Source organism: Methylacidiphilum infernorum V4, assembly GCF_000019665.1.
Taxonomy (GTDB): Bacteria; Verrucomicrobiota; Verrucomicrobiia; order Methylacidiphilales; family Methylacidiphilaceae; genus Methylacidiphilum; species Methylacidiphilum infernorum.
The window spans coordinates 720,544-739,810 of record NC_010794.1; the positions used below are offsets into that span (position 1 = coordinate 720,544).

Sequence of the window (19,267 nt, forward strand, 5' to 3'; positions counted from 1 at the left end):
AAATTAAGTCACGATATTTTGCAGCTGGTCCTTTGGAGTAGGCTGCAGGCTCTGTTTTCTTTTAACATAAAATTGTCTGAAAACCGAAGGATTGTTCTTAAGCTTGGCCTCAAGTTCCTTAAGGGCATAAGGAGATAATTCAATTCCCATGTTGAGGTAATAGCCCGAATCGATTTTTGTAGCCACTCTTTCAAATTTTCTTTTATCCATTTTTTGGAGGCTGATGACCTTACCGCCAAGTTGGGTTATCGTTTTTTCGATCTGTTCAATCATCTCTTTGAGGGAATCTTCTTTAGCTTGAATATCGAGAATGTAAAGAGCGTCATAAGTTCTATTCATGGCGTAGTTCCCTTGCGAAAAATCTTCGACAAGTTAATTATTAATTAATACTTTTATGCACTCAATTTGTTCAATGCAATTTCAATTCCTTCTTTTTGCAAGCACTCAAAAAATTGGATAGCCTTAAGGATCATCTCTTCAACTTTATCTTTTTCTTCTTCGAGAAAGGGTTTTAGGACATAGTCCGCCAACTGTTCCCCTTCAGGTAATGGACCGATACCCAAGCGCAACCTTGGAATGTCCTCCGTATGCAACTCCTCGATTATGGACTCCAATCCCTTGTGTCCGCCCGAAGAGCCTTTCGGTCTAAACCTCAATTTTCCCAAGGGAAGAGAGATGTCATCAAGGATAACGAGGATGTCTTTGGAGCTGCATTTTTCTTTTTGTAACAAGTAAGAAAGAGCTTGACCGCTTAAATTCATATAAGTCAGGGGCAGGACAAAAACCAGCTTTTCTTTAAAAGCAACCTTTGATTTTGCTTTTTTGTCTATTTTAAAAGAAAGGTTTTGTCTTTTTACCAGCTCTTCAACAACCCTCCAGCCGATATTATGCCTCGTCTTTTCGTATTCCTGTCCCGGGTTTCCCAGACCCACCACGATATGAAACACGCCCACTATCCTTTAGCTTTAGAGAAAACGTTTATCCCTTTATTGTGAAGACTCTTCAGCTTTTGGTTTCTTTTCCTTGATGATTTCCGGTTCAGCTGTTTCAATTGGAGCGGTTTCCACTTCTTCTCCTCCCTTGGCCGCGACAAGCGAAAGAACGACTTGGTTTTTGGGATTCATAGACTCCACTCCCGGGGGCAAGGGAATATCCCCTACATGAATAGATTCTCCTGTTTTTAAATGACCGATTTCTACTTGGATAGAGTCGGGAAGATCTTTAGGAAAACAGCTTATTTTGAGCCTACGCAAAGATATATCCAAGTTGGCTGTGCCCGACTTTAAGCTTTGAGGCTCACCGAGGAAAACCAGGTCTATTTCCGCGTGGACTTTCTCATCGGCAGACAGCTCATGCAGGTCCAAATGGAGAAGCTTGTCGGTGATCGGATGCAGTTGGATTTCTTGAAGAAAAGCCAAGGTTGACTTCTTTTCTTGGTCGGCTGCGATTTCCAAGTTTAAAAGGACTTTTTCTACTCGTTTCCCATGAAAGAGATTTTTGAATTCGGTTGCCGAAATTTCCAAAGGAAGAAGCGTTTTTTTGCCGTAAAGGATAGCCGGGATATTATCCTTGGACCGAAGTTTTTTGACTGCGGATTTCCCAACTGCTTTCCTAATGCTTGCCCTCAGTGTAATAGGTTGTGCCATAGTCTTTGCCCCTTTTCCAGTGCTGCTGTGTTCTTATTTACAGGTTAAAACGTTCTTGATAAAAGCGTACAAGATAATTGTCGAATTATTCTACAATAAGTAATAAAATTTTCAAAAAAAAGCCTGTTCATTTTATTTCATTTGGCTTTGTCCCTATTCATAGCTTCTATTTTGTATAATGCAAGAGCAAATAGATAACCGGCCTAATCCTGACGCTTTGCTTGAAGTAGTACAAAAAGAGGAGGGGGAAAAAAACCGCGGGAGCTTAAAAATTTTCCTCGGTATGTGTCCCGGAGTGGGCAAAACCTATGCCATGCTCCAAGCAGCCCAGGTTGAGCTTACCAATGGCAAAGACGTGGTCATTGGATACGTGGAGACGCATGGGCGCAAAGAAACCGAGCAGTTGACTCGAGGTATTCCCATCATTCCAAGGAAAATTGTCCATTATAGAGACATGGTATTGGAAGAGATGGACCTGGATGCGATTCTGGAACGCAAACCCCAGCTTGTCATCGTCGATGAGTTAGCCCATACCAATGCTCCCGGGATGAGGCATCTGAAACGTTATCAAGATGTTCTCGAAATCCTCGATGCGGGTATCGACGTGTTTACCACCCTTAATGTTCAGCACATTGAAAGCCGGACGGATACGGTGAGTTATATCACCGGGGCCCCGATTTACGAAAAGGTTCCGGACAGCATCGTGGATATCGCTGAAATAGAACTTGTTGATCTTTCCCCGGAAGACCTTCTCAAGAGGCTTGCCGAGGGTAAGGTGTATATTCCTGATCAAGCTAGGGCGGCGGCCCTGAATTTTTTTAGGGAAGGTAATTTGAGGGCGCTGCGGGAAATCGTCTTGCGACTCGCCGCAGAAAAAGCCGGCAAAGACGTCCAGGAGTATATGCAAATAATGCATATACAAGGACCTTGGAAGATTTCACACCGCTTATTAGTGGCTATAAGCGCAAGTCCTTCATCGGAGACTTTGATCAGGTGGACAAGGAGAAATGCAGAAAGTCTAAAGTGCCCTTGGTATGCGGTCTATGTGGAAACGAGCCGAGTGTTGTCCGAGGAAGACCAACAAAGGCTTTCAAAAAACATGGAATTGGCTAAGCATCTTGGAGCCGAAATTATTACAACGGCAGACGAGGATATCGTTCGAGGCATTCTGCGGATCGCCAGGCAGTGGAATATCACGCAAATAGTCTTTGGGAAACCCCGGGGAAGAGGATTGTTGGAATGGTTTAAAAGCCGGTCCTTGCTGCACCGATTGGTGAGGGAAAGTGGACAGATAGACATCCACATCGTGGGGGAAGATGAAAAAGAGGAAAAAAGAAAAAAGCGGAAATTTCTTCTTATTCCCGAATCCGGTTTGTCCCAATATGGGCTCACCTGCTTGGTTATTTTCGTCATTACTCTTTTTTGCTTATGGGCTAACCGATGGATAGGGAGCCGGTCCATCGGAATGATTTATCTTCTTGGCATCGTGATCATTGCCCTTTTTGTGGGCAGAGGTCCTGTCATTGTAGCGGCCTTGCTGAGTGCCATAATCTGGGATTTCCTTTTTCTTTCCCCCAAGTTCTCCCTCGGAATCCAGGGGATAGAAAACAGTTTCGTGGTATTTAGCTATTTTGTCGTGGCCCTGGTTTTGGGTCAATTTATTGCAAGATTGAGAGCCCAAGAAAAAGCCGAAAGAAGAAGAGAGGCGAGGATTTCAGCCCTTTATATGCTAAGCCAGGAGCTGTCTCAAGCTGCCGGACTCGATGAAATCGTCATTAAAGTCATCGAGCAACTCTCCCACTTTTTTCAAGCCGAGGTGGCGGTCTTCCTTGTCAATCCCTACGACAATAAGCTTTCTGGCCTTCCCCATTGGGCCAGCACGCTAAAGGTTACAGAAAAAGAAGCCGGAGTAGCCGCTTGGGCCTTTGAGCATGGCAAAGCGGCGGGAAGGTTTACAGAAAACCTTCCTCTTTCCAAGGCTTATTATGTTCCCCTTTCTACCCATAAGGGTTCAGTAGGGGTCCTGGGGATCAACATCCCCGGTATACAATCCCTTTCTTTTGATCAGAAAAGTTTGATTCAAGCCTTTGCCAATCAGATTGCCCTTGTCATCGACAGGCAAAGATTAGCCGAACTGGCCGAACATGCCCGGGTTGTCGCGGAATCTGAAAGGCTTAGCCGAACGTTGCTCAATTCTATCTCTCATGAAATGAAAACACCCATTGCGGTGATTACAACCGCTATTGAGTCTTTGAGCAAGGAGGATCAATCGATAAAAACGGCGGATAGGGCTCAATTAATTGAGGAAATCCGCTCGGCTACGCTGCGGTTGAATCGGATTGTGAGAAACCTTCTTGATATGGCGAGAATCGAGTCGGGAAGATTCAAACTGAAAAAGGAATGGACCGATATCCATGACCTGTTCAATCTTTCTCTTAAAGAAACGGCAAAAGAATTGGCCGGCAGAGAAGTCAAGGTGGATATCCAGCGGGATATACCCCTAATCCGAATCGATTTTTCGCTCATGTTGGAAGCATTGAATAATTTGCTGCTTAATGCGGCCTTGCATACCCCTGCTTCTTCTCCCGTGGAATTGAGTGCGTCGGTGAAAAAAAACTCTCTTGTCATTCGGGTTGCCGACCGGGGGCCGGGAATCGATCCCGAGATTTTGAACCGAATCTTCGAGAAATTTTATCGAGGCACGGGAGCTCCTCCAGGGGGGACGGGCTTGGGCCTTTCCATAGTCAAAGGGGTGGTGGATGCTCATGGAGGCAAGGTCCTCGTTCAAAATAGGCCGGAAGGAGGAGCGGTTTTTTCCATCATTCTCCCCCTTGAGAGTGTTCCAGAAGTCCACCCGATGCCGTTGGAAGAATCCGCGAAAAAATGAAGCCCTTCTATGAACAAGGATAAACAGATTCCGCTTTCCGTCCTGGTCATTGATGATGAACCGCAGATACTCAAACTTTTAAAACTGATCCTTGAGTCAAAGGGCTATAGGGTCTTTCTGGCCTCGACGGCTAAAGAAGGGATTTTGGAAACGGCCCAAAGAAGACCTAATATTATCATCCTCGATCTTCTCTTGCCGGACATGAACGGAACGGAGGTAATCCAGAGAATAAGGGAATGGAGCCAGGTCCCGATTCTTGTGCTTTCGGCTGTCGATCAAGAAAGAGAGAAAGTCCAAGCTCTAGACAGTGGGGCCGATGATTATTTAACGAAGCCTTTTGGAGAAGAAGAGCTCATGGCCCGAATTAGGGTGCTTTTACGGAGGCTTCAGCCTCAAGCAGATCTCCAAGTTTTTCGTACGGGTGGTCTTGAGGTGGACCTGGTTAATAGGAGGGTTTTTTTTCAAAAAAAGGAAATACGGCTTACGTCGACTGAATATGGAATATTGAGACTGCTGGTTCGTCATGCAGGTAAGGTATTAACGCATCGGCAGATATTACAGGAGGTTTGGGGACCACGGGGCGTGGACCAGGTCCATTATCTGCGGGTCTATATGGCAAGGCTGAGAGAAAAGATTGAGGAAAATTCTCTTCAACCTAAACTTCTTCTCACCGAACCGGGAATCGGGTATAGACTGATGATCTTGGATCCGGATCAAAATGGCATAAAATAAGCTTGTTTAGGGCTAAAACAATGAATCTTTTAAAAGTTGAAGAAGGTGCCTGGAAAGATATTTCGGGTAGGTGGAGACAGTTGGCCGGGGGGTTTTATTCCCATGGCTGGAGCTTGGAGCTTGTTGAATCCCGTATCGACGGTCCCTTTGACTGGGCAAAAAGTTTTCATCATAACAGCCTTGAAATCTGTATTAACAATCTAGGACACGGTATCGTTTATTCCGATCATTCCCAACTGGAATTTCGCCCGGGAACCGTCGGTTTTTATGCCATTGCAAAGAAGAAGTTAAATGCGCAAAGAAGGGCTGGAGAGTACACGCAGTTTGTAACCGTAGAATGGTCAAGATCGGCCCTAGCCAAAGAACTTAAGGGCATGGAAGAATGGCTGCTTCCCCCTGTAAAAGCCTGGCTGGAGGGAAAGAGAGAGGAGCCCTTGATCGGTTCTCCCCGTCCCATTTCTCCATCCCTGAGATCACGCCTAGAAAGCCTTTTGTCTGGAAGCTTTTCTCAACCCTCCCTGGCCTTGTTTGCCCATGCCCTATCCTTGGAAGCTGCGGCAGAAGTCCTTTTTGAACCGAATCAAGCCGATGTTAAAATGTGCCCTTTTTCTCCGGCCCATAAGTTGATCGTTGAAAAGGCCAAGGAGTATCTTAAAGAACATTTTACAAGCTCCATTCGGCTTCATGACCTTGCCCGGCATGTTGGGGTCAGCCCTTCCTACTTGAGCAGGCTTTTTTCAAAAGAAACCGGGATGTCCATTTCGGACTATGTGCGCAATTTACGAATAGAAAAAGCGGCGGAACTCTTGAAAAGGGGTGACTACAATGTCACGGAAGCTGCTTTTGCCGTTGGCTACTCCAGCCTAAGTTATTTTAGCAAGGTATTCTGCCAGGTCATGGGTTGTTGTCCTTGCGTATATCCATCGCCAAAAAGACTCGTCAACAAGCGATCTACCCCTTGAGTTATCGATCAAAAGGATCCGGTCAAAACAGAAAAAAACCTAAGCGGTCAACCTTTAGAAAAGAATTTTATCCCGTCCAGGTTGCGTTTTTCGAAAAATCCCATGAAAAAATTATTTAGCTCATGCTTGTCAACCTGGCCCGGTAACGTTTTCAAGGCTCCATGAAAAAGGTGGCTCTTTTTCTTGTTTCTCTTTTTTTTTATACAGAATGTCGGCTTTATTGCCAGCCTAAAAGTTATTCCTTTGACTCTCTTCAATTAGCTGCCGAATACGATCGATTAAGCGATCCTCAATTCAATCAAGGCAGGGAGCTCGTCTCCTTGCTCAAGATTAAAAGGGCAGACCGGGTATTGGATATAGGCTGTGGCACGGGCAGGCTTGCCGCCTATGTGGCGGGCATAACAGGAAAAGAAGGAAAAGTCATAGGGATCGATCCCTCTCCTTTTAGAATTGCTATAGCCCGCCGCAGAGAAAAAAGCAATCTTCTCTTTAAGGTAGCGGGCACGGAAGAGCTTTCGTTGTTCGAGGATAATTCCTTTGATGTCGTTTACCTCAATAGTGTTTTTCACTGGATAGGCGATAGGGCCCAGGCGATGGTGGAGATCTACCGGGTACTCAAACCGGGAGGAAAATTAGGTATCGCCATGGGAGCTAAGCATCAAGATTCTCTTTTAGTTTCGATCCTCAGGCGATCGGCTCAATCGGTTTTGGGCTATATACCCAAGGAATTCGCCCTCAACGAATACCAAAGGGAAGCGGATGAAGCCTTGGAGCTTTCTAGGGAAAGCGGTTTTAAAATCCAAGAAATAAAAACTAGGCACTACGTGGATCTTTTTAGGAGCGGGGAGGAATGTATCCGTTTTTATGAAGCGAGCAGCGGGGGCAGCCTCTTAAGGGAATTTCCCGATTTTCAAAGAAAAAAGATTCTATCTCAAATCGAAGAGCGGTTGGAGAGATTAAAAACGGCCAAGGGTATTGAGATTCCCCACAACATCTTATTTCTGATCGATGAGAAACCAAAATGAAAACATTTCAACTAAAAGAAATGGGATTCAATCTTCGGCCTGCCGGCAAAAAGCCCGGATAAAACAACGCCAACAAGCTGATCTTTTGCTGAAAAAAAAGAACTCGCTCATTTTTTGACTCATTAAACAAAACAAGTTAAGCTGTTGTAAACTCAAGGGGAGCCTATCCCCTTTTTTTTGGCTCCTGTCAAAAAATAATAAAGGAGATCAATCGTGGAAAATCATTGTTGTTGTGCGCATGAAAAAGAAGCTTCCTTAAAAGTAAAAGAAGGGGAGCAAAAAAATTGTCCATCCTCTTCTGCAAACCTTGTAGACCGACTTGTCGAAGGTTGGCATGAAGCGGCATGCCAGGCTTGGGAAGAGGTTCTCAAGGAGATCCTTAAAGAAAAAATAAGGCTCAAATGGGGAGCGGAACTGGAGAGGGGAGCCCAAGCCTACGTTGAGTCGATGGACAAAAGTTGGCTGGCTAAAATTACTGCGGCGAAAGCCGAACAGGAGTTTCGCCAAGGAATGATAAAAGCTTTATTCAAGGAATAGATCCTAAGGCACAAAACAACTGAACTTCCCCTACTTGGGGTTTTTGCCTGGAGTTGGAATAAAGCAGCGAATAAAGCGGGGCTCAACCTCCGAGGATGACCACCGCGCTGCTCGCTAGCGGGGTATGCGTAAAGGATAAATAAACGGAGCTTACTCCCCTGGCCGAACAAAGCTTGAATAGATTTCCATAAAAGAGGAGTGTTGGAGGAGAATTTTTTCGGGATGCCACTTCAATATCTTTCCAATGGGCAACGGGGCTTCCCAAGGCCTTGATGGCTGCTTCCTTGGCTGCAAATCTTGCGGCAAGATGGGGGATAGGGTTGGCCATCGAAAAGCAGTAAGAGAGCTCCGCTTCTCTGTAGATTTTTTTCAAGAAATGTTCTCCAAAACGATTATAGAGAGATTCGATACGGCTATTTTCGACCAGGTCGATACCCAACCCGAGGATATTCATGGGACGGCGGCTTACTGTTTTTCCAGCAGTTGGAGCATTTTCCTAACGGCGTTTTTAAGCCCGGAAAAAAGGGCTTCGGAGATGATCGCATGGCCGATGTTCACAGTATGCAGAAAGGGAACGGAGCGAATGTAGGTTGCCAGGTTGCTGTAGTTGAGGCCATGGCCGGCATTGACTTGAAGGTTGAGATCCTTGGCCAGATAAGCGCAAAGCTTGTGTTTTTCAATTTCCTCTTCGATGCGTTTTTGTTCGGTTGCCAAAGCATATTGGCCGGTATGCAGTTCGATGCAGTGAGCTCCGGTTTGTTTTGCGGCTTTCAGTTGGATCGGATCGGGATCGATGAAAAGGCTGACCGTTATGCCGGCCTGGGAGAGCTCTTGAACTACTTTTCTGAGCGTTGATTCGTTGCGGGAGACGTCTAGTCCCCCTTCCGTCGTGATTTCTTCCCTTTTTTCAGGAACCAGGCAGACTTCATTGGGCTTAATATCGATCGCCTTTTCAACCATTTCGCTTATAGGAGCCATTTCCATGTTCAGATGTTTTACGGCTTGCCGAATAAGTCTCATATCTTCGTCTTGAATGTGCCTGCGGTCTTCCCTAAGATGAGCGGTGATAGAATGGGCGCCGGCTTCCTGAGCAATTTTTGCTGCTTGAAGAGGAGAAGGCTCGGCAAACGAAGAAAAGGGAGCATGCTTGTATCTGGCTTGTCTCAAAGTGGCCACATGATCAATGTTAAGTCCTAGACGGATCATTTTACTGTTCCTTTTTCTATTGTTGAGCAAGTTTTGGAAAGATTGAAGCGTTGAGTTATGATAAATGCAAAGGGTTGAAGTTGCAAAAGCAAGATGAGTCCATTTGATAAGTCGTTGAGAGAAATTGAGAAAGAATGGAGCCAGAGCAAGAGAAAACCTAAAGATCTTGTCTTATTTTACAAGAACTTCTTGAAAAAACAGGCTCATCATCTCCGAATGGAGTACGCCTTGGGCTTGAGCGGGAAAACAATCGCTTATCAGAGGGCCGAGCTTTTTCGAGCGGTGCTGACCCACCTGTGGACACTGGCCCTAGAGCAGGTTTTCCCTTCGACGTCTTCGAGAGATCCTTCCGTAGCTCTTTTAGCCGTTGGTGGATTTGGAAGAAAAGAGCTTTCTCCAGCCAGTGATATCGATCTTTTTTTTCTTTATGACCCCCAACAGGAGAGCGAAGAGTGTATTTTTGCTCTCATTCACCAGATTCTTTATTTTCTATGGGATATAGGGCTGGATGTGGGTCATTCGACCCACCAGCTCGAAGAGATTATCGCTTCGGCAAACAAGGACTTGCAAACTAAAACCGCACTTCTTGATGCCGACCTGGTTTGCGGCTCAAAAGTTTTATGGGAAAAGTTTAGGGATGTTTTTGAACCCTCCTGTATCCAAGGGAAGGAAAAGGAGTTTATCGAGTGGCGCCTGGAAGATTTAAAAGAACAACATCAAAAATATGGCGGTACGGTCCTTGTCCAGGAACCTAACATTAAATGGGGTTGTGGAGGCTTAAGGGATTATCAGAGCTTGTATTGGATCCTCCGAGTTAAAGAAAAAATAGATCAAAAAATAGATCAAAAAGAATATCTTCTAAAAAACCGGTGGATTGAGAGCAAGGACTGGGAAAAACTCGAAAAGGGCTATGATTTTCTTCTTCGCGTCCGGGAAGAATTGCATTACCGAGAAAAGAGAAAGTTCGATCTTTTAACCTTGGGCAACCAAGGGAAAGTCGCCACCGCCTTTGGCTATCCTCACAAAGACATCTTGAGACGCATCGAGGAGTTCATGCGGCAGTTCTATGATCATGCCCTTCAGATTTATCTTATTGCCAATACGACGGTGGAGGCTTTAGCTTATCAAAAGAAAGGATTTTTCTCTCGAGGAGGAACGAGAAAAAAAGTGGGTTCTTTTGCCATAGAAGATCATTGCCTGGAGGTAGTCAATCCGGAAAAACTCACCGAAAATCCCCTTCTTATTCTTAGGGCCTTTTCTTTTATCCAGAGGTGGGGATTAAGGATTGGACCAACTCTTAAGATGCAGATTAAAAACCGGCTCCATCTCCTAAACGCTTATTTTTTGCGTCGTAAAGATGCCAGGAATCTGGTTCGACTTATCTTTTCCCGCAAAGGACAGGTGGGAGAAATTTGCCGCCAGATGCATGAAATCGGATTACTGGGGAAGCTTTTTCCCGAATTTGCTCCGCTTAGGTGCCTTGTTCAGCACGAGTTTTTCCATCGATACACGGCTGATGAACATACCTTGCGTGCCCTTGAAGTTATCGATTCGCTCATCGGAGCAACGGAAGCCCCTTACAAAAACTTTTCTTCCCTTTTTCAGAACCTACAAAATCCTTTCATACTCTACTTGGCGATCCTCTTGCACGATACGGGGAGGGCGGGCAGCCATAAAAAGCATCATGAGGAACTCAGTGCGGTCAATGCCATGAATGTGGCCAAAAGGTTGAAGTTATCTTCCGAGGAACTTTCCCAACTTGTTTTTCTTGTCGATCAACATCTTTTAATGGGGCAGACCGCCGTGAGGCGTAATCTCGAAGAGGAAGAAACCATCTTGGAGTTCGCCCGGGTAGTCATGACCCAGGAAAGATTAGATATGCTCATGTTGCTGACCTTTGCCGACCAGGAAGGAACAGGAGAATCGAGCAACTGGTCCAGTTGGAAAAACCTCCTCTTGTGGGAGCTTTACCATCAAACCTCGCGGGCTTTATCAAACAAAGAAGAATTCATCGTGGCACGCAGGAAATCGATCGAACAGATAAAAGAAAAAGTCAAGGAAAGGCTTTCGGCAAAAATTGATCCCGAAGAAATCGATGCCCATTTTAACAACCTTCCTTTACGGTATTTTCAAGCCTTTTCCGAGGAATCGATCTCGGTTCATATCGAGGTCATCCATCATTTCTTATTGAACCAGGTTGATTCCTATTCCAATGTATTGGCGCCGGTGGTTAAGTGGATAGACCGGCCTGAATTTGATCACTCCGAGGTCATTATCGTAACTTGGGATAGGCTGGGAGTATTTTCTCGGATCTGTGGGAGTTTTGCCGTTGTCGGCCTTTCTATTTTAAGTGCGGATATTCATACCCGGACCGATGGCATCGTGCTGGACGTTTTTAAAGTCTGCACTTCAAGAAAGGAATATGCTTGCAGGGAACAGTATAAAGATAGCTTTTGCAAGGTACTCGAAGAAGCCTTTCTTGACGAAAGCTATGATATCTTTAGTCGTATCCCCAAGCCTGGGATCATGGAAAAAAAAGAATTTGAAGGAGAATTTCCGACGTCGATCCAGTTCGACCAGCAATCCTCGAAAAACTATACTATTTTAGATATTCAAACCCCGGACAAACCCGCCCTGTTGTATAGAATAGCTAATGCCCTTTTGGATTTAGGAATAGAAATCGTTTCCGCCCGTATAGCCACGGAAAAAGGGGCTGCCTTGGATACCTTTTACATTTTAAACAGCAGTGGAAATAAGGTGACAAAGGAAACCGAGATTAAAGAAATATTAAAGAACCTGCGCAAGGCCATAGGTATTTAGAATAATTATGAATTCCCCCTCAACGGGCAAATCGCCTTCTCCCCGCGGAAGAAAACGGAGAGAAATTTCCATTGAAAAGGTAAAGAAGTTGCTGACGGTTCCGGGAATTATCCGGCATTTTTTAAAAATAGCCATAGGCAGGACACAGTCGGATAGCGGCTCCTTTGTACTCTTTAATCCCAATACAGGCTTGCTTGATATAGAAGCCAGTTATGGACTGAAACATAAAGCCAAAAAAACCAAGCTCAAAGTAGGCGAGGGGATTACCGGATGGGTGGCTACTTCTGGAAAGCCCATGCGCATAGATGATGTGTCCAAGGATTGGCGTTATGTTTCGATAGATCCCAGGATTCAATCCGAACTGGCCGTTCCTATTGAATGGCAGTCGACCATTATTGGCGTGCTTAACGTCGATAGCCACGAGAAAAGCCATTATACTTTAGAACATGAAAAGGAGATGGAAGCTTTGGCTGCTGAGGCCGCACAGTGGCTGTCCTACGCTTGGGAATTTGAAAAGTTACGCCAGCAGGCTAAGCAGCTTTCCACGCTCATTGAAATTGGACGCACTATTGTTTCGCAGGAAGATCTTGAAAAAACCTTGGAAGGTGTCGTGCGCAGCGCGGTGTTGTTCATGAACGCCGATAAAGGAAAGTTATTTCTCCTGAACCCGGATAAGACCGAGCTCCATCTGATCGCCTCTTGGGATAAGAACAAAGAGAATATGAAAAGAGAAAGGATGGCGATTTCTTTGAGCGAATCCATTTTTGGAGTAGTCGTCAAAAAATGCAAGCCGCTTGCTATTCAGGATATCCACGAAGAATCCCTGATCCATTGTCCGGAATTTGCCCTTGAAAAAGAGATGGTTTCTTTTTTATCCGTCCCCCTTGTTTTTGGGAATGAATGCCAAGGGGTTCTTGCCCTGTTTACTTCTTTTCCCCACCGGTTTTCCAACAGCCAGATCCAGCTTTTACAAACCCTCGCCGATCTTTCTGGGGTTGCCCTGGCCAAAGCGAGGCTTCTTGAAAGGATCGTCCAAACAGAGGAAAACCTGAGAGAAGGAGAAAGACTCCTCTCCCTCGGCCTTTTGGCAGCAGAAATCGCCCATGAAATTAGAAATCCCCTTACCGTGATCCACATGCTTATTCATAGTTTAAAATCACGCATACAGTGTGATCCGGTTTCCCAGAAGGACTTGGAAGTCCTTGAAAAGAAGATGGTCCAGATGAATAGGATCGTGGATCAAGTCCTGGTGTTGGGGAAAGCTCCTCAACCTTTGCTGGAGTCCTTGAGGGTTGAAGAAATCATCGAAGATGTCCTTTTGTTATCCCGGCATAAACTGGCAGGTCAAAAAATTGAAGTCCAAACGGCCATCGCTCCTTCGCTTCCTAAAATAAAGGCCGAAAGAGCCCAGGTCGAGCAGGCTATCTTAAACCTTATCCTCAATGGAGTCCAAGCGATGAAAGAAGGCGGAAGACTGGAAATTTCAGCCGAAATCGAGGATAACGAAACGGAGCCTTACTTGGCCATCCGGGTTAAAGATTCAGGGCCAGGAATGTCGAAAGCCGAAATGGAGGAACTTTTCGTTCCCTTTTTAACCAGGAAAAAACAGGGGACGGGCCTGGGACTGGCGATTGTTCAAAAAATCATGGAAAACCACCGGGGAAAAGTCAAAGTCAGCTCCACTTTGGGAGAGGGGAGCACTTTTTCGCTGCTTTTCCCGCTTTTTGACTAGGAAGCTGTGACTTTAGCCCCAACGGGATTCGAACCCGTCCACCGGCCTTGAGAGGGCCGTATCCTAACCAACTAGATGATGGGGCCTATTCCTTTTATCTATCTATAGATAATAAAGATTTCAACTTTTCTCAACTGCAACCAACGGTAAAACGCCAAGTCAGCCAATCCGGTAATGTTTTTTAATTTTGCTCGTTATTTCCCACCGGCAAGACAAGCCCGCAGGGAACATCACAAGTTGGCCTTTGTTGATTTTCAGGGGTTCTTTGTTCTCTACATAAATAATGGCTTCTCCTTCAAGGATATAACAACTTTCTTTTTCCTCGTAGTGCCAATCAAAACTGGAGATGTCCTTTTCCCATAGGGGCCAATGCGCAACACCCAGCTCGGTAAGCTTGCTTGGGGAAGGATTTTTCTCCACGATAATTTCTGGGGACTTTTCATTCATAGGATGAGGGGCAAAAACAACTTCAAAGAGGGCCGAGTAATCTTTATCGCCATAACCTCTCTTTAGGGCTTGTTCTATAATCGTTTTTGAAGTTTTTAACGGTGCTGATTCTATGGAAAGTTTTTCCAGCTCTTCCAAGCATAACCGGAGATCTTTTAAAAGCAACTCTAAGGTAAAATTGGCAGAAGAGTAATCTTTTTTTAACAACCGCGGCAGTTTTTTATCGAATGTCGAACAATAAAGAGCGCTTTTCCGAAGGATGCTCATAAAAAGTTCCGGATGGATCTCTTCTTTTAAGATCAGCGAAAAGCTTAGAGAAAATCCAATGATTGAAGAGATGATCAACTGGTTTAGGGCCAGTTTCAAGGCAGCGGCTTTTTTAGGATCGGCTACGAAAAATACTTGTCCGAGTTGGGATAAAAAGTCATGCCACTTGTGGTAAAGTTCCTCGCTTGCCCCAAACATGAGGAGGAGGGTTCCCTTTTTTGCTTCATTTTTACTTCCCAGCACGGGAAGGGCTACAAAATATCCTCCCCTTTGGGTAATTTGCCTATCCAGTTCTAGGGTTTCATCGGGACTAATGGTCCCGACCTGGAAAAATGTTTTTCCTCGGAAAGAGGTTTTTTCTTCGGCTAAAGCCAGGACCTCGGCTGTGGCCTTGGCATCCGTAAGGACTAAAAAAATGCCCTCGGCCGCCTTGATGGCTTCGGCTGGAGAATTGCACAATGTCGCCCCTAGAGAGACCAGGTCTTCGGCCTTTGATCGGCTCCGATTGTAAACATAAAGAGGATTGTTCCCCAGTAATAACCTTTCTGCGATACTGTGCCCCAGCAATCCTGTTCCTAGAAGAGCAATTCGCAAGGGGTTCACAAGCCTAAATCGGGACTGACTTAAAAAACATTATAGAGTAAATGACGGGATAAAAAAGTATTTTTATTTTTTTTAACTTTCTTTACCCTATGGCCATGATCAGAACAGGAATCGGATATGACGTGCACAAGCTTGCTGCCGGCAGAAAGCTTGTCCTGGGAGGAGTCACTATTCCCTTTGAACTGGGCCTTGTGGGGCATTCCGATGGTGATGTGTTGATTCATGCCATGGCCGATGCCATCCTGGGAGCCTTGGGGAAAAGGGATATCGGTTTTTTTTTCCCCAACAGCGATCCCAGGTGGAAAGATATTTCAAGCTTGGTTTTTCTGGAGCGGATCAGCCAAATGCTTTCTGAAGAAAACGGGCACATAGAGAACATCGATTCTGTAGTCATTTGCGAAAAGCCCAAGATTGCTCCTTATATCGAGGAGATGAAAGAAAAAATCGCTTCTTCTTTAGGAGTTGACCGCTCAGTTGTGGGGATCAAGGCGACAACGAATGAAAGCCTTGGTTTTGTGGGCAGGGCCGAAGGGATCGCCGCTTTTGCAACCTGCCTGGTCAGGAAGGCCGAATAGTCCTCTTGGCTTTTAGGTCTTATCTCCTCCCCGGGAAAAAGGCTCCGGGTCAAGGGGCGGAAGTAAAAAAATCACCTTTTTTGGGCGAGGATTTCTTGGGCTTGTTCGATTTCAATAAGCACAAGCCTGTCGAGGAGTTGCAGCTCTGTCCCGGTGGCATGGCTAAGGGCAGCAAGGTAGTGATGCAGGTAACTTTCGGCGGTTAAAGCTTCGGCTGTGGATGCCAGCTTCTGAAGAGCTTCTGAGGCATCGATAAATTCCTTGTAGGATAAAAACTTCGATATTTCTTTGCTTATGAAGTTGAGGAGCCAGCCCCACATCCCGATCATCATCGGATTCTTGACTTTTCTGCGTATGTGAATAATTCCCACGGCCGCTTGCCATGACCAGTAGTGAAGATCAAAAGGCCCACCGACGGTTCTTCTCCACCATTTTCTTAGCGTCTCCTCCCTTTTATCTCTCTCGGTGAAATCAAGAATCGAAGCGGTGAGAGGATAACCATAAAGGACATCGTAGAAGCCTTTGACGATCTGATCTTCGAGGGGATAAAGATAAGGTCTCAAGGATTGGATCTTTTCCCCGTCTTTTTCACTAAACCGGCAAGCTTCGGGCATCTCTTTGAGAATTGCCTGGGTTACCGAAACGATGTCCTGGTGCACAGTTTAGCAATAGGGCAAGAAAAAAACTGTGCAAATAAGGGAAAATCCCCTATTTTACATGGGGAAAAGGGCTAATCTTAATCGGTGGTTTGGGAGAGTGGGGAGAATTTTACGGCCTTTAGTTTTTTTTGCTTTCAATAGAGGAAGTTTAAAAGAAAAAACCTGGCCCTCCACCAATGTATCCTCCTTGGATAGGATTGAATTGAGGCCAAAGATAGATGGAGCGTGCCGCAAGATAAATTTTCTTTTCCTTGCCCAGTTTCCTTACCGTAATTTTCCCATAGGCGGTGACCAGCCGACCCTCGGTATAGATGTTGGGGTCGAGAAAGTCTTTCGTGATGATCAAAATGAGCCTTTTGTTCTTGGACGAAGAACCCACGGGTTTGCCTGAATGGTTTAATTTCCTTTGTTCAATGAGCAGCTCTGTACGATCTTCCAACGGTTCGTTGGAGAGGATTTTTCCTCCGACGAGAAAGAATCGATCCGGGTATCCTTCAGGTTTTTGAAGGATGGTTTCTAAGGGAGGTTGGTTTTTATATTGGTTGAGAAGGCCCTTGGGAATGATGGAGCAGAAGCCAATGGAGCCCAAGGAAGAAAGAGCAAGAAGAAAAAGAAGATTCTTTAGCATAGTAACCCAGGAGTAAAGTTGAATGCGCAAAGAAGCTAAATGGGAATGACCGTGGCTTTTCTATTGAATTTGACTACCGTTCCCCGGGGTAAAATCGCCTTGTTGAATTGGACTTCCATCCCCTTTTTACCCTTATTTTTGAGGATCATCCCAAAAGCCCTTGTCCCCTCGGGGATTGTATAAGAGAGGATCTTGAGCGTCCTGGTGATGCGGATGGTGAGTTTTGAACCCTGTTCTTTATAGACGGCATCAGCCTTGAAAAAAGCAACCTTGACGATGCAGGGTTCATACAAGCTTAAGAGAGAGCTTTTTTTGTGTAGCGGTTCGGCCTTGCGCTCGGCAAGGGGTTGCCCGGTTGTCTTGAGTTCTTCTTTTTTAGCCTGGAGTTGAGGCGGGCTAAGCTGTTTCTTTTTTTGCTCGGCAAAGGCCTTTAATACCCTATTTTTTTCCACGGGGGTGTTCTCCAAGGCGAGGTATTTTTTCCATATCGAGCCCCAAGTCCTTACTTCCTGGACTTCGTCTTCGGCGATCTGCAGAGCTGTTCTTAAATAAGTCCCCGGGGTTTTTATGGCCCAGGGAGGATCTTCCATGTCCGCTTCGGTGGTCCAACTCCCTTGGGAGTTTTCAGAGGCCCTGACGCTCACTTTGAGCTTGATTTCTTCTCCACGTCTGAAAAGAAGCTGCTTGTTGCGGCGGTCAAAGGTCATTCCAGCTGGAAGCCCGGGAATGAACACCGTGTTTTTGACGTTTTCCCTGGCGATCGCCTGGAGATCCTTGGGGATGAGATCTAGAAATTTGAGTTCGCCTGGATCTTGAAGGATGGCCAGGGAAGTCAGGCTGTAAATGTCCATATCGCAACTGACCACGAGGTTGCATTCGATCCGCCATCCCACAGCTGTTTGCTCCTCATGGGTTTCTTCGATCTCGATCGGGGTAACATAATCAGGAAGTGCTCCTTCGACGGCCGATTCTACTTGATCCAGGGTTGGTCTTTTCTTTTCCAGGGTCAGGTAAGCATTGTGAATATCGGCAATGAAGCCAAAATGATACCTTAAAAGACTTTGTAGGGCGATAACAAAGCCAATTAAAAGAACAAGGATAAAGATTGTCGTTTTCTTCACCAGGATATCCTCTTTTAAATTAAAGGGGAAAGTGGGATGAAGGTAACGACCTTGCTTTCCTCCTTTTAATCTAGCTTTTTCTGGCCTTTCTCCAAGGGGTTATCCCGTGAAGAAGAGGAAGGGGGGCAAAACCAGTTTTTATAGATCTTGTGTCCTTCTAAAAACAACGAGTCGCCGAGTAAAAGGCGGAGGAAATAAACGATTTTTCTGCAAAAAGAAAAAAGAGTTTTTTCCTTGCTTAAGTAAAGGCAGCTTTGACAAAAAGCACGCCACTTGGGAAGGGAATAAAGCTCAAGGAGAAATTGCCGGAAGGCGATTTCTTCTTCAACCGTTTGAATTAAGCAACGAAGAGCGGCAGGGAGCTCTTCTCCCTGGAGCAAAGCCGATTTCACCTTTTCGGCAATTTCTATTTGTCCTTTATAACCTTCTTGGGTGAAGCTTAGAGAAAGCCCCCAGCCTTGGGGATGGCATCGGTAAGATCCCAAGGGGCTACGAATGACCACGAAGGGAGAAAAAGCGAGGCCAAGGGCTTGGAGAAAAAAATCCGCGTTTAATTTGTAGGATACCTTGGCCAGGGGAAAGATTTTTTGGGCAACCGACCTGTGTAAAGTGATTCCCGAGGTGGGAACGGCAAAGGAAAAGAGCAGGTCGGCTTTTGATAGGGGAAGAAGATAGGCATCTTGGGTGAGCTGCTCGAGGCTAGAAAAAGGGCTGAGTCTTAAAACGGTTCGCCACGGAGCGGGGGAATCTACCAAGAGAAGGTCGTGATAAAAACAACCGATTTTAAACTCTTTATAGATTTTCCATAAGGTGGAAAGCTTTGTCGGGTGCCAAAAATCATCTCCATCGAGAAAACAGATCAATTCTCCCTTGGATTCTTCAAAACCTCGATTAAAAGCTGATGCCTGTCCCTCGTTGGTTTTATAGACATACTTGACCAGATGGCTGTACTTCTCCCTTATTATTTGCGGAGTATCATCGGTAGAGCCATCATCGACCACGATGATTTCGTAGCTGTCTTGCGGAAAATCCTGCTGTAAAGCACTTTCTATGGCTTCCGAAATAAATTGGGAATAGTTATAGGTATCGATGAGGACTGAAAAGAGGCAAGGAGATGCGCAGGCCATGGATCTTTTCTTAGTTCATATAAGTAAAAAGAGGGTTATTTCAATTGGGTTTTTCCCCTAAGTTGAGGGCTCATTAAAGACTAGCTTGCTTGTGGCATTCTGTGGCGATGCTTTTTTTATTGTTAGCCCGATTGCTTTTGATCCTATTGTTTGTTTGTAAAAAGTTTTTTTTTATCTTCCAGAGAAGAAAGGACTTAAATAAAAATAGATCCCATTATAAACCAAGGTAGGATGAAAAATGGGCTTTTTTAGGGAAAGAAGGGAAACCTTGATGAGCCTTTCCTTTAATTATC

General features: G+C 45.3%; 18 protein-coding genes and 1 tRNA gene. 8 read left to right on the forward strand and 11 right to left on the reverse strand.

All coding sequences use genetic code 11. From position 1 onward, the window contains the following. Positions 1 to 3: 3 nt before the first annotated feature. From rpsF to MINF_RS03380, 3 genes are read right to left on the reverse strand one after another with little or no spacing between them, the layout of a single operon-like run. Positions 4 to 339, reverse strand: a complete 336-nt coding sequence (gene rpsF / locus MINF_RS03370; protein ID WP_012463092.1) for a 30S ribosomal protein S6 — start codon at positions 337 to 339, stop codon at positions 4 to 6. A 53-nt stretch (positions 340 to 392) separates the two neighbouring features. Further along, a complete protein-coding gene (gene pth / locus MINF_RS03375) occupies positions 393 to 953 on the reverse strand; it encodes an aminoacyl-tRNA hydrolase (protein ID WP_012463093.1) in 561 nt (186 codons plus the stop codon). A gap of 33 nt (positions 954 to 986) precedes the next feature. Next, positions 987 to 1,646 (reverse strand): 50S ribosomal protein L25, encoded by a 660-nt coding sequence (locus MINF_RS03380; protein ID WP_012463094.1) that lies wholly within the window; start codon positions 1,644 to 1,646, stop codon positions 987 to 989. A gap of 178 nt (positions 1,647 to 1,824) precedes the next feature. Here MINF_RS03380 and MINF_RS03385 point away from each other — a divergent pair, with 178 nt between their 5' ends. From MINF_RS03385 to MINF_RS03405, 5 genes are all read left to right on the forward strand, one after another. Continuing rightward, complete coding sequence (locus tag MINF_RS03385; RefSeq protein ID WP_012463095.1) at positions 1,825 to 4,533, forward strand: sensor histidine kinase; 2,709 nt, start codon at positions 1,825 to 1,827, stop codon at positions 4,531 to 4,533. A gap of 9 nt (positions 4,534 to 4,542) precedes the next feature. Further along, on the forward strand, positions 4,543 to 5,265 hold the full coding sequence (locus MINF_RS03390) for a response regulator (RefSeq protein ID WP_012463096.1): 723 nt from the start codon (positions 4,543 to 4,545) through the stop codon (positions 5,263 to 5,265). Positions 5,266 to 5,285: 20 nt separating this feature from the next. Continuing rightward, entirely contained in the window at positions 5,286 to 6,227 is a 942-nt protein-coding gene (locus MINF_RS03395) for an AraC family transcriptional regulator (RefSeq protein ID WP_048810107.1), read from the forward strand. A 161-nt stretch (positions 6,228 to 6,388) separates the two neighbouring features. Then, entirely contained in the window at positions 6,389 to 7,252 is an 864-nt protein-coding gene (locus MINF_RS10850) for a class I SAM-dependent methyltransferase (RefSeq protein ID WP_012463099.1), read from the forward strand. Positions 7,253 to 7,465: 213 nt separating this feature from the next. Further along, on the forward strand, positions 7,466 to 7,789 hold the full coding sequence (locus MINF_RS03405; protein WP_012463101.1) for a hypothetical protein: 324 nt from the start codon (positions 7,466 to 7,468) through the stop codon (positions 7,787 to 7,789). Between the two features lie 82 nt (positions 7,790 to 7,871). Here MINF_RS03405 and acpS read toward each other — a convergent pair whose 3' ends face one another. Both acpS and MINF_RS03415 read right to left on the reverse strand, forming a co-directional pair. Next, positions 7,872 to 8,243, reverse strand: a complete 372-nt coding sequence (gene acpS, locus MINF_RS03410) for a holo-ACP synthase (RefSeq protein WP_012463102.1) — start codon at positions 8,241 to 8,243, stop codon at positions 7,872 to 7,874. Positions 8,244 to 8,254: 11 nt separating this feature from the next. After that, positions 8,255 to 8,995, reverse strand: coding sequence for a pyridoxine 5'-phosphate synthase (locus tag MINF_RS03415; protein WP_048810108.1), 741 nt, complete (start codon positions 8,993 to 8,995; stop codon positions 8,255 to 8,257). 93 nt (positions 8,996 to 9,088) lie between these two features. Here MINF_RS03415 and glnD point away from each other — a divergent pair, with 93 nt between their 5' ends. Both glnD and MINF_RS03425 read left to right on the forward strand, forming a co-directional pair. Continuing rightward, on the forward strand, positions 9,089 to 11,815 hold the full coding sequence (glnD, locus tag MINF_RS03420; RefSeq protein WP_012463104.1) for a [protein-PII] uridylyltransferase: 2,727 nt from the start codon (positions 9,089 to 9,091) through the stop codon (positions 11,813 to 11,815). A 7-nt stretch (positions 11,816 to 11,822) separates the two neighbouring features. After that, a complete protein-coding gene (locus MINF_RS03425; protein WP_048810109.1) occupies positions 11,823 to 13,547 on the forward strand; it encodes a GAF domain-containing protein in 1,725 nt (574 codons plus the stop codon). A 13-nt stretch (positions 13,548 to 13,560) separates the two neighbouring features. Here MINF_RS03425 and MINF_RS03430 read toward each other — a convergent pair. Next, positions 13,561 to 13,633: transfer RNA gene (locus MINF_RS03430), tRNA-Glu, on the reverse strand. Between the two features lie 73 nt (positions 13,634 to 13,706). Further along, entirely contained in the window at positions 13,707 to 14,864 is a 1,158-nt protein-coding gene (locus MINF_RS03435) for an NAD(P)-binding domain-containing protein (RefSeq protein WP_012463107.1), read from the reverse strand. 95 nt (positions 14,865 to 14,959) lie between these two features. Here MINF_RS03435 and ispF point away from each other — a divergent pair, with 95 nt between their 5' ends. Then, a complete protein-coding gene (gene ispF / locus MINF_RS03440) occupies positions 14,960 to 15,439 on the forward strand; it encodes a 2-C-methyl-D-erythritol 2,4-cyclodiphosphate synthase (RefSeq protein ID WP_048810451.1) in 480 nt (159 codons plus the stop codon). A gap of 71 nt (positions 15,440 to 15,510) precedes the next feature. Here the strand turns inward: ispF and MINF_RS03445 are convergent, their stop codons facing one another. The 4 genes from MINF_RS03445 to MINF_RS03460 all read right to left on the reverse strand — a co-directional run bounded on the left by MINF_RS03445 (position 15,511) and on the right by MINF_RS03460 (position 18,974). After that, positions 15,511 to 16,098 (reverse strand): protoglobin domain-containing protein, encoded by a 588-nt coding sequence (locus tag MINF_RS03445; RefSeq protein ID WP_012463109.1) that lies wholly within the window; start codon positions 16,096 to 16,098, stop codon positions 15,511 to 15,513. 148 nt (positions 16,099 to 16,246) lie between these two features. Beyond that, on the reverse strand, positions 16,247 to 16,726 hold the full coding sequence (locus tag MINF_RS03450) for a Slp family lipoprotein (protein ID WP_148205115.1): 480 nt from the start codon (positions 16,724 to 16,726) through the stop codon (positions 16,247 to 16,249). A gap of 35 nt (positions 16,727 to 16,761) precedes the next feature. Then, positions 16,762 to 17,847, reverse strand: coding sequence for a hypothetical protein (locus MINF_RS03455; protein ID WP_012463111.1), 1,086 nt, complete (start codon positions 17,845 to 17,847; stop codon positions 16,762 to 16,764). Between the two features lie 65 nt (positions 17,848 to 17,912). Continuing rightward, the gene (locus MINF_RS03460) at positions 17,913 to 18,974 is read right to left on the reverse strand and encodes a glycosyltransferase family 2 protein (protein ID WP_048810110.1); all 1,062 of its coding nucleotides are present in this window, start codon (positions 18,972 to 18,974) and stop codon (positions 17,913 to 17,915) included. Positions 18,975 to 19,267: the final 293 nt, after the last annotated feature.

Bases quoted from the DNA above. Each gene is read 5' to 3' on its own strand.
- MINF_RS03415 (WP_048810108.1), bottom strand. From the start codon at position 8,995: ATGATCCGTCTAGGACTTAACATTGATCATGTGGCCACTTTGAGACAA.
- MINF_RS03390 (WP_012463096.1), top strand. From the start codon at position 4,543: ATGAACAAGGATAAACAGATTCCGCTTTCCGTCCTGGTCATTGATGAT.
- acpS (WP_012463102.1), bottom strand. From the start codon at position 8,243: ATGAATATCCTCGGGTTGGGTATCGACCTGGTCGAAAATAGCCGTATC.
- rpsF (WP_012463092.1), bottom strand. From the start codon at position 339: ATGAATAGAACTTATGACGCTCTTTACATTCTCGATATTCAAGCTAAA.
- MINF_RS03395 (WP_048810107.1), top strand. From the start codon at position 5,286: ATGAATCTTTTAAAAGTTGAAGAAGGTGCCTGGAAAGATATTTCGGGT.
- glnD (WP_012463104.1), top strand. From the start codon at position 9,089: ATGAGTCCATTTGATAAGTCGTTGAGAGAAATTGAGAAAGAATGGAGC.
- MINF_RS10850 (WP_012463099.1), top strand. From the start codon at position 6,389: ATGAAAAAGGTGGCTCTTTTTCTTGTTTCTCTTTTTTTTTATACAGAA.
- MINF_RS03450 (WP_148205115.1), bottom strand. From the start codon at position 16,726: ATGCTAAAGAATCTTCTTTTTCTTCTTGCTCTTTCTTCCTTGGGCTCC.
- MINF_RS03425 (WP_048810109.1), top strand. From the start codon at position 11,823: ATGAATTCCCCCTCAACGGGCAAATCGCCTTCTCCCCGCGGAAGAAAA.
- MINF_RS03380 (WP_012463094.1), bottom strand. From the start codon at position 1,646: ATGGCACAACCTATTACACTGAGGGCAAGCATTAGGAAAGCAGTTGGG.
- MINF_RS03460 (WP_048810110.1), bottom strand. From the start codon at position 18,974: ATGGCCTGCGCATCTCCTTGCCTCTTTTCAGTCCTCATCGATACCTAT.
- ispF (WP_048810451.1), top strand. From the start codon at position 14,960: ATGATCAGAACAGGAATCGGATATGACGTGCACAAGCTTGCTGCCGGC.
- MINF_RS03385 (WP_012463095.1), top strand. From the start codon at position 1,825: ATGCAAGAGCAAATAGATAACCGGCCTAATCCTGACGCTTTGCTTGAA.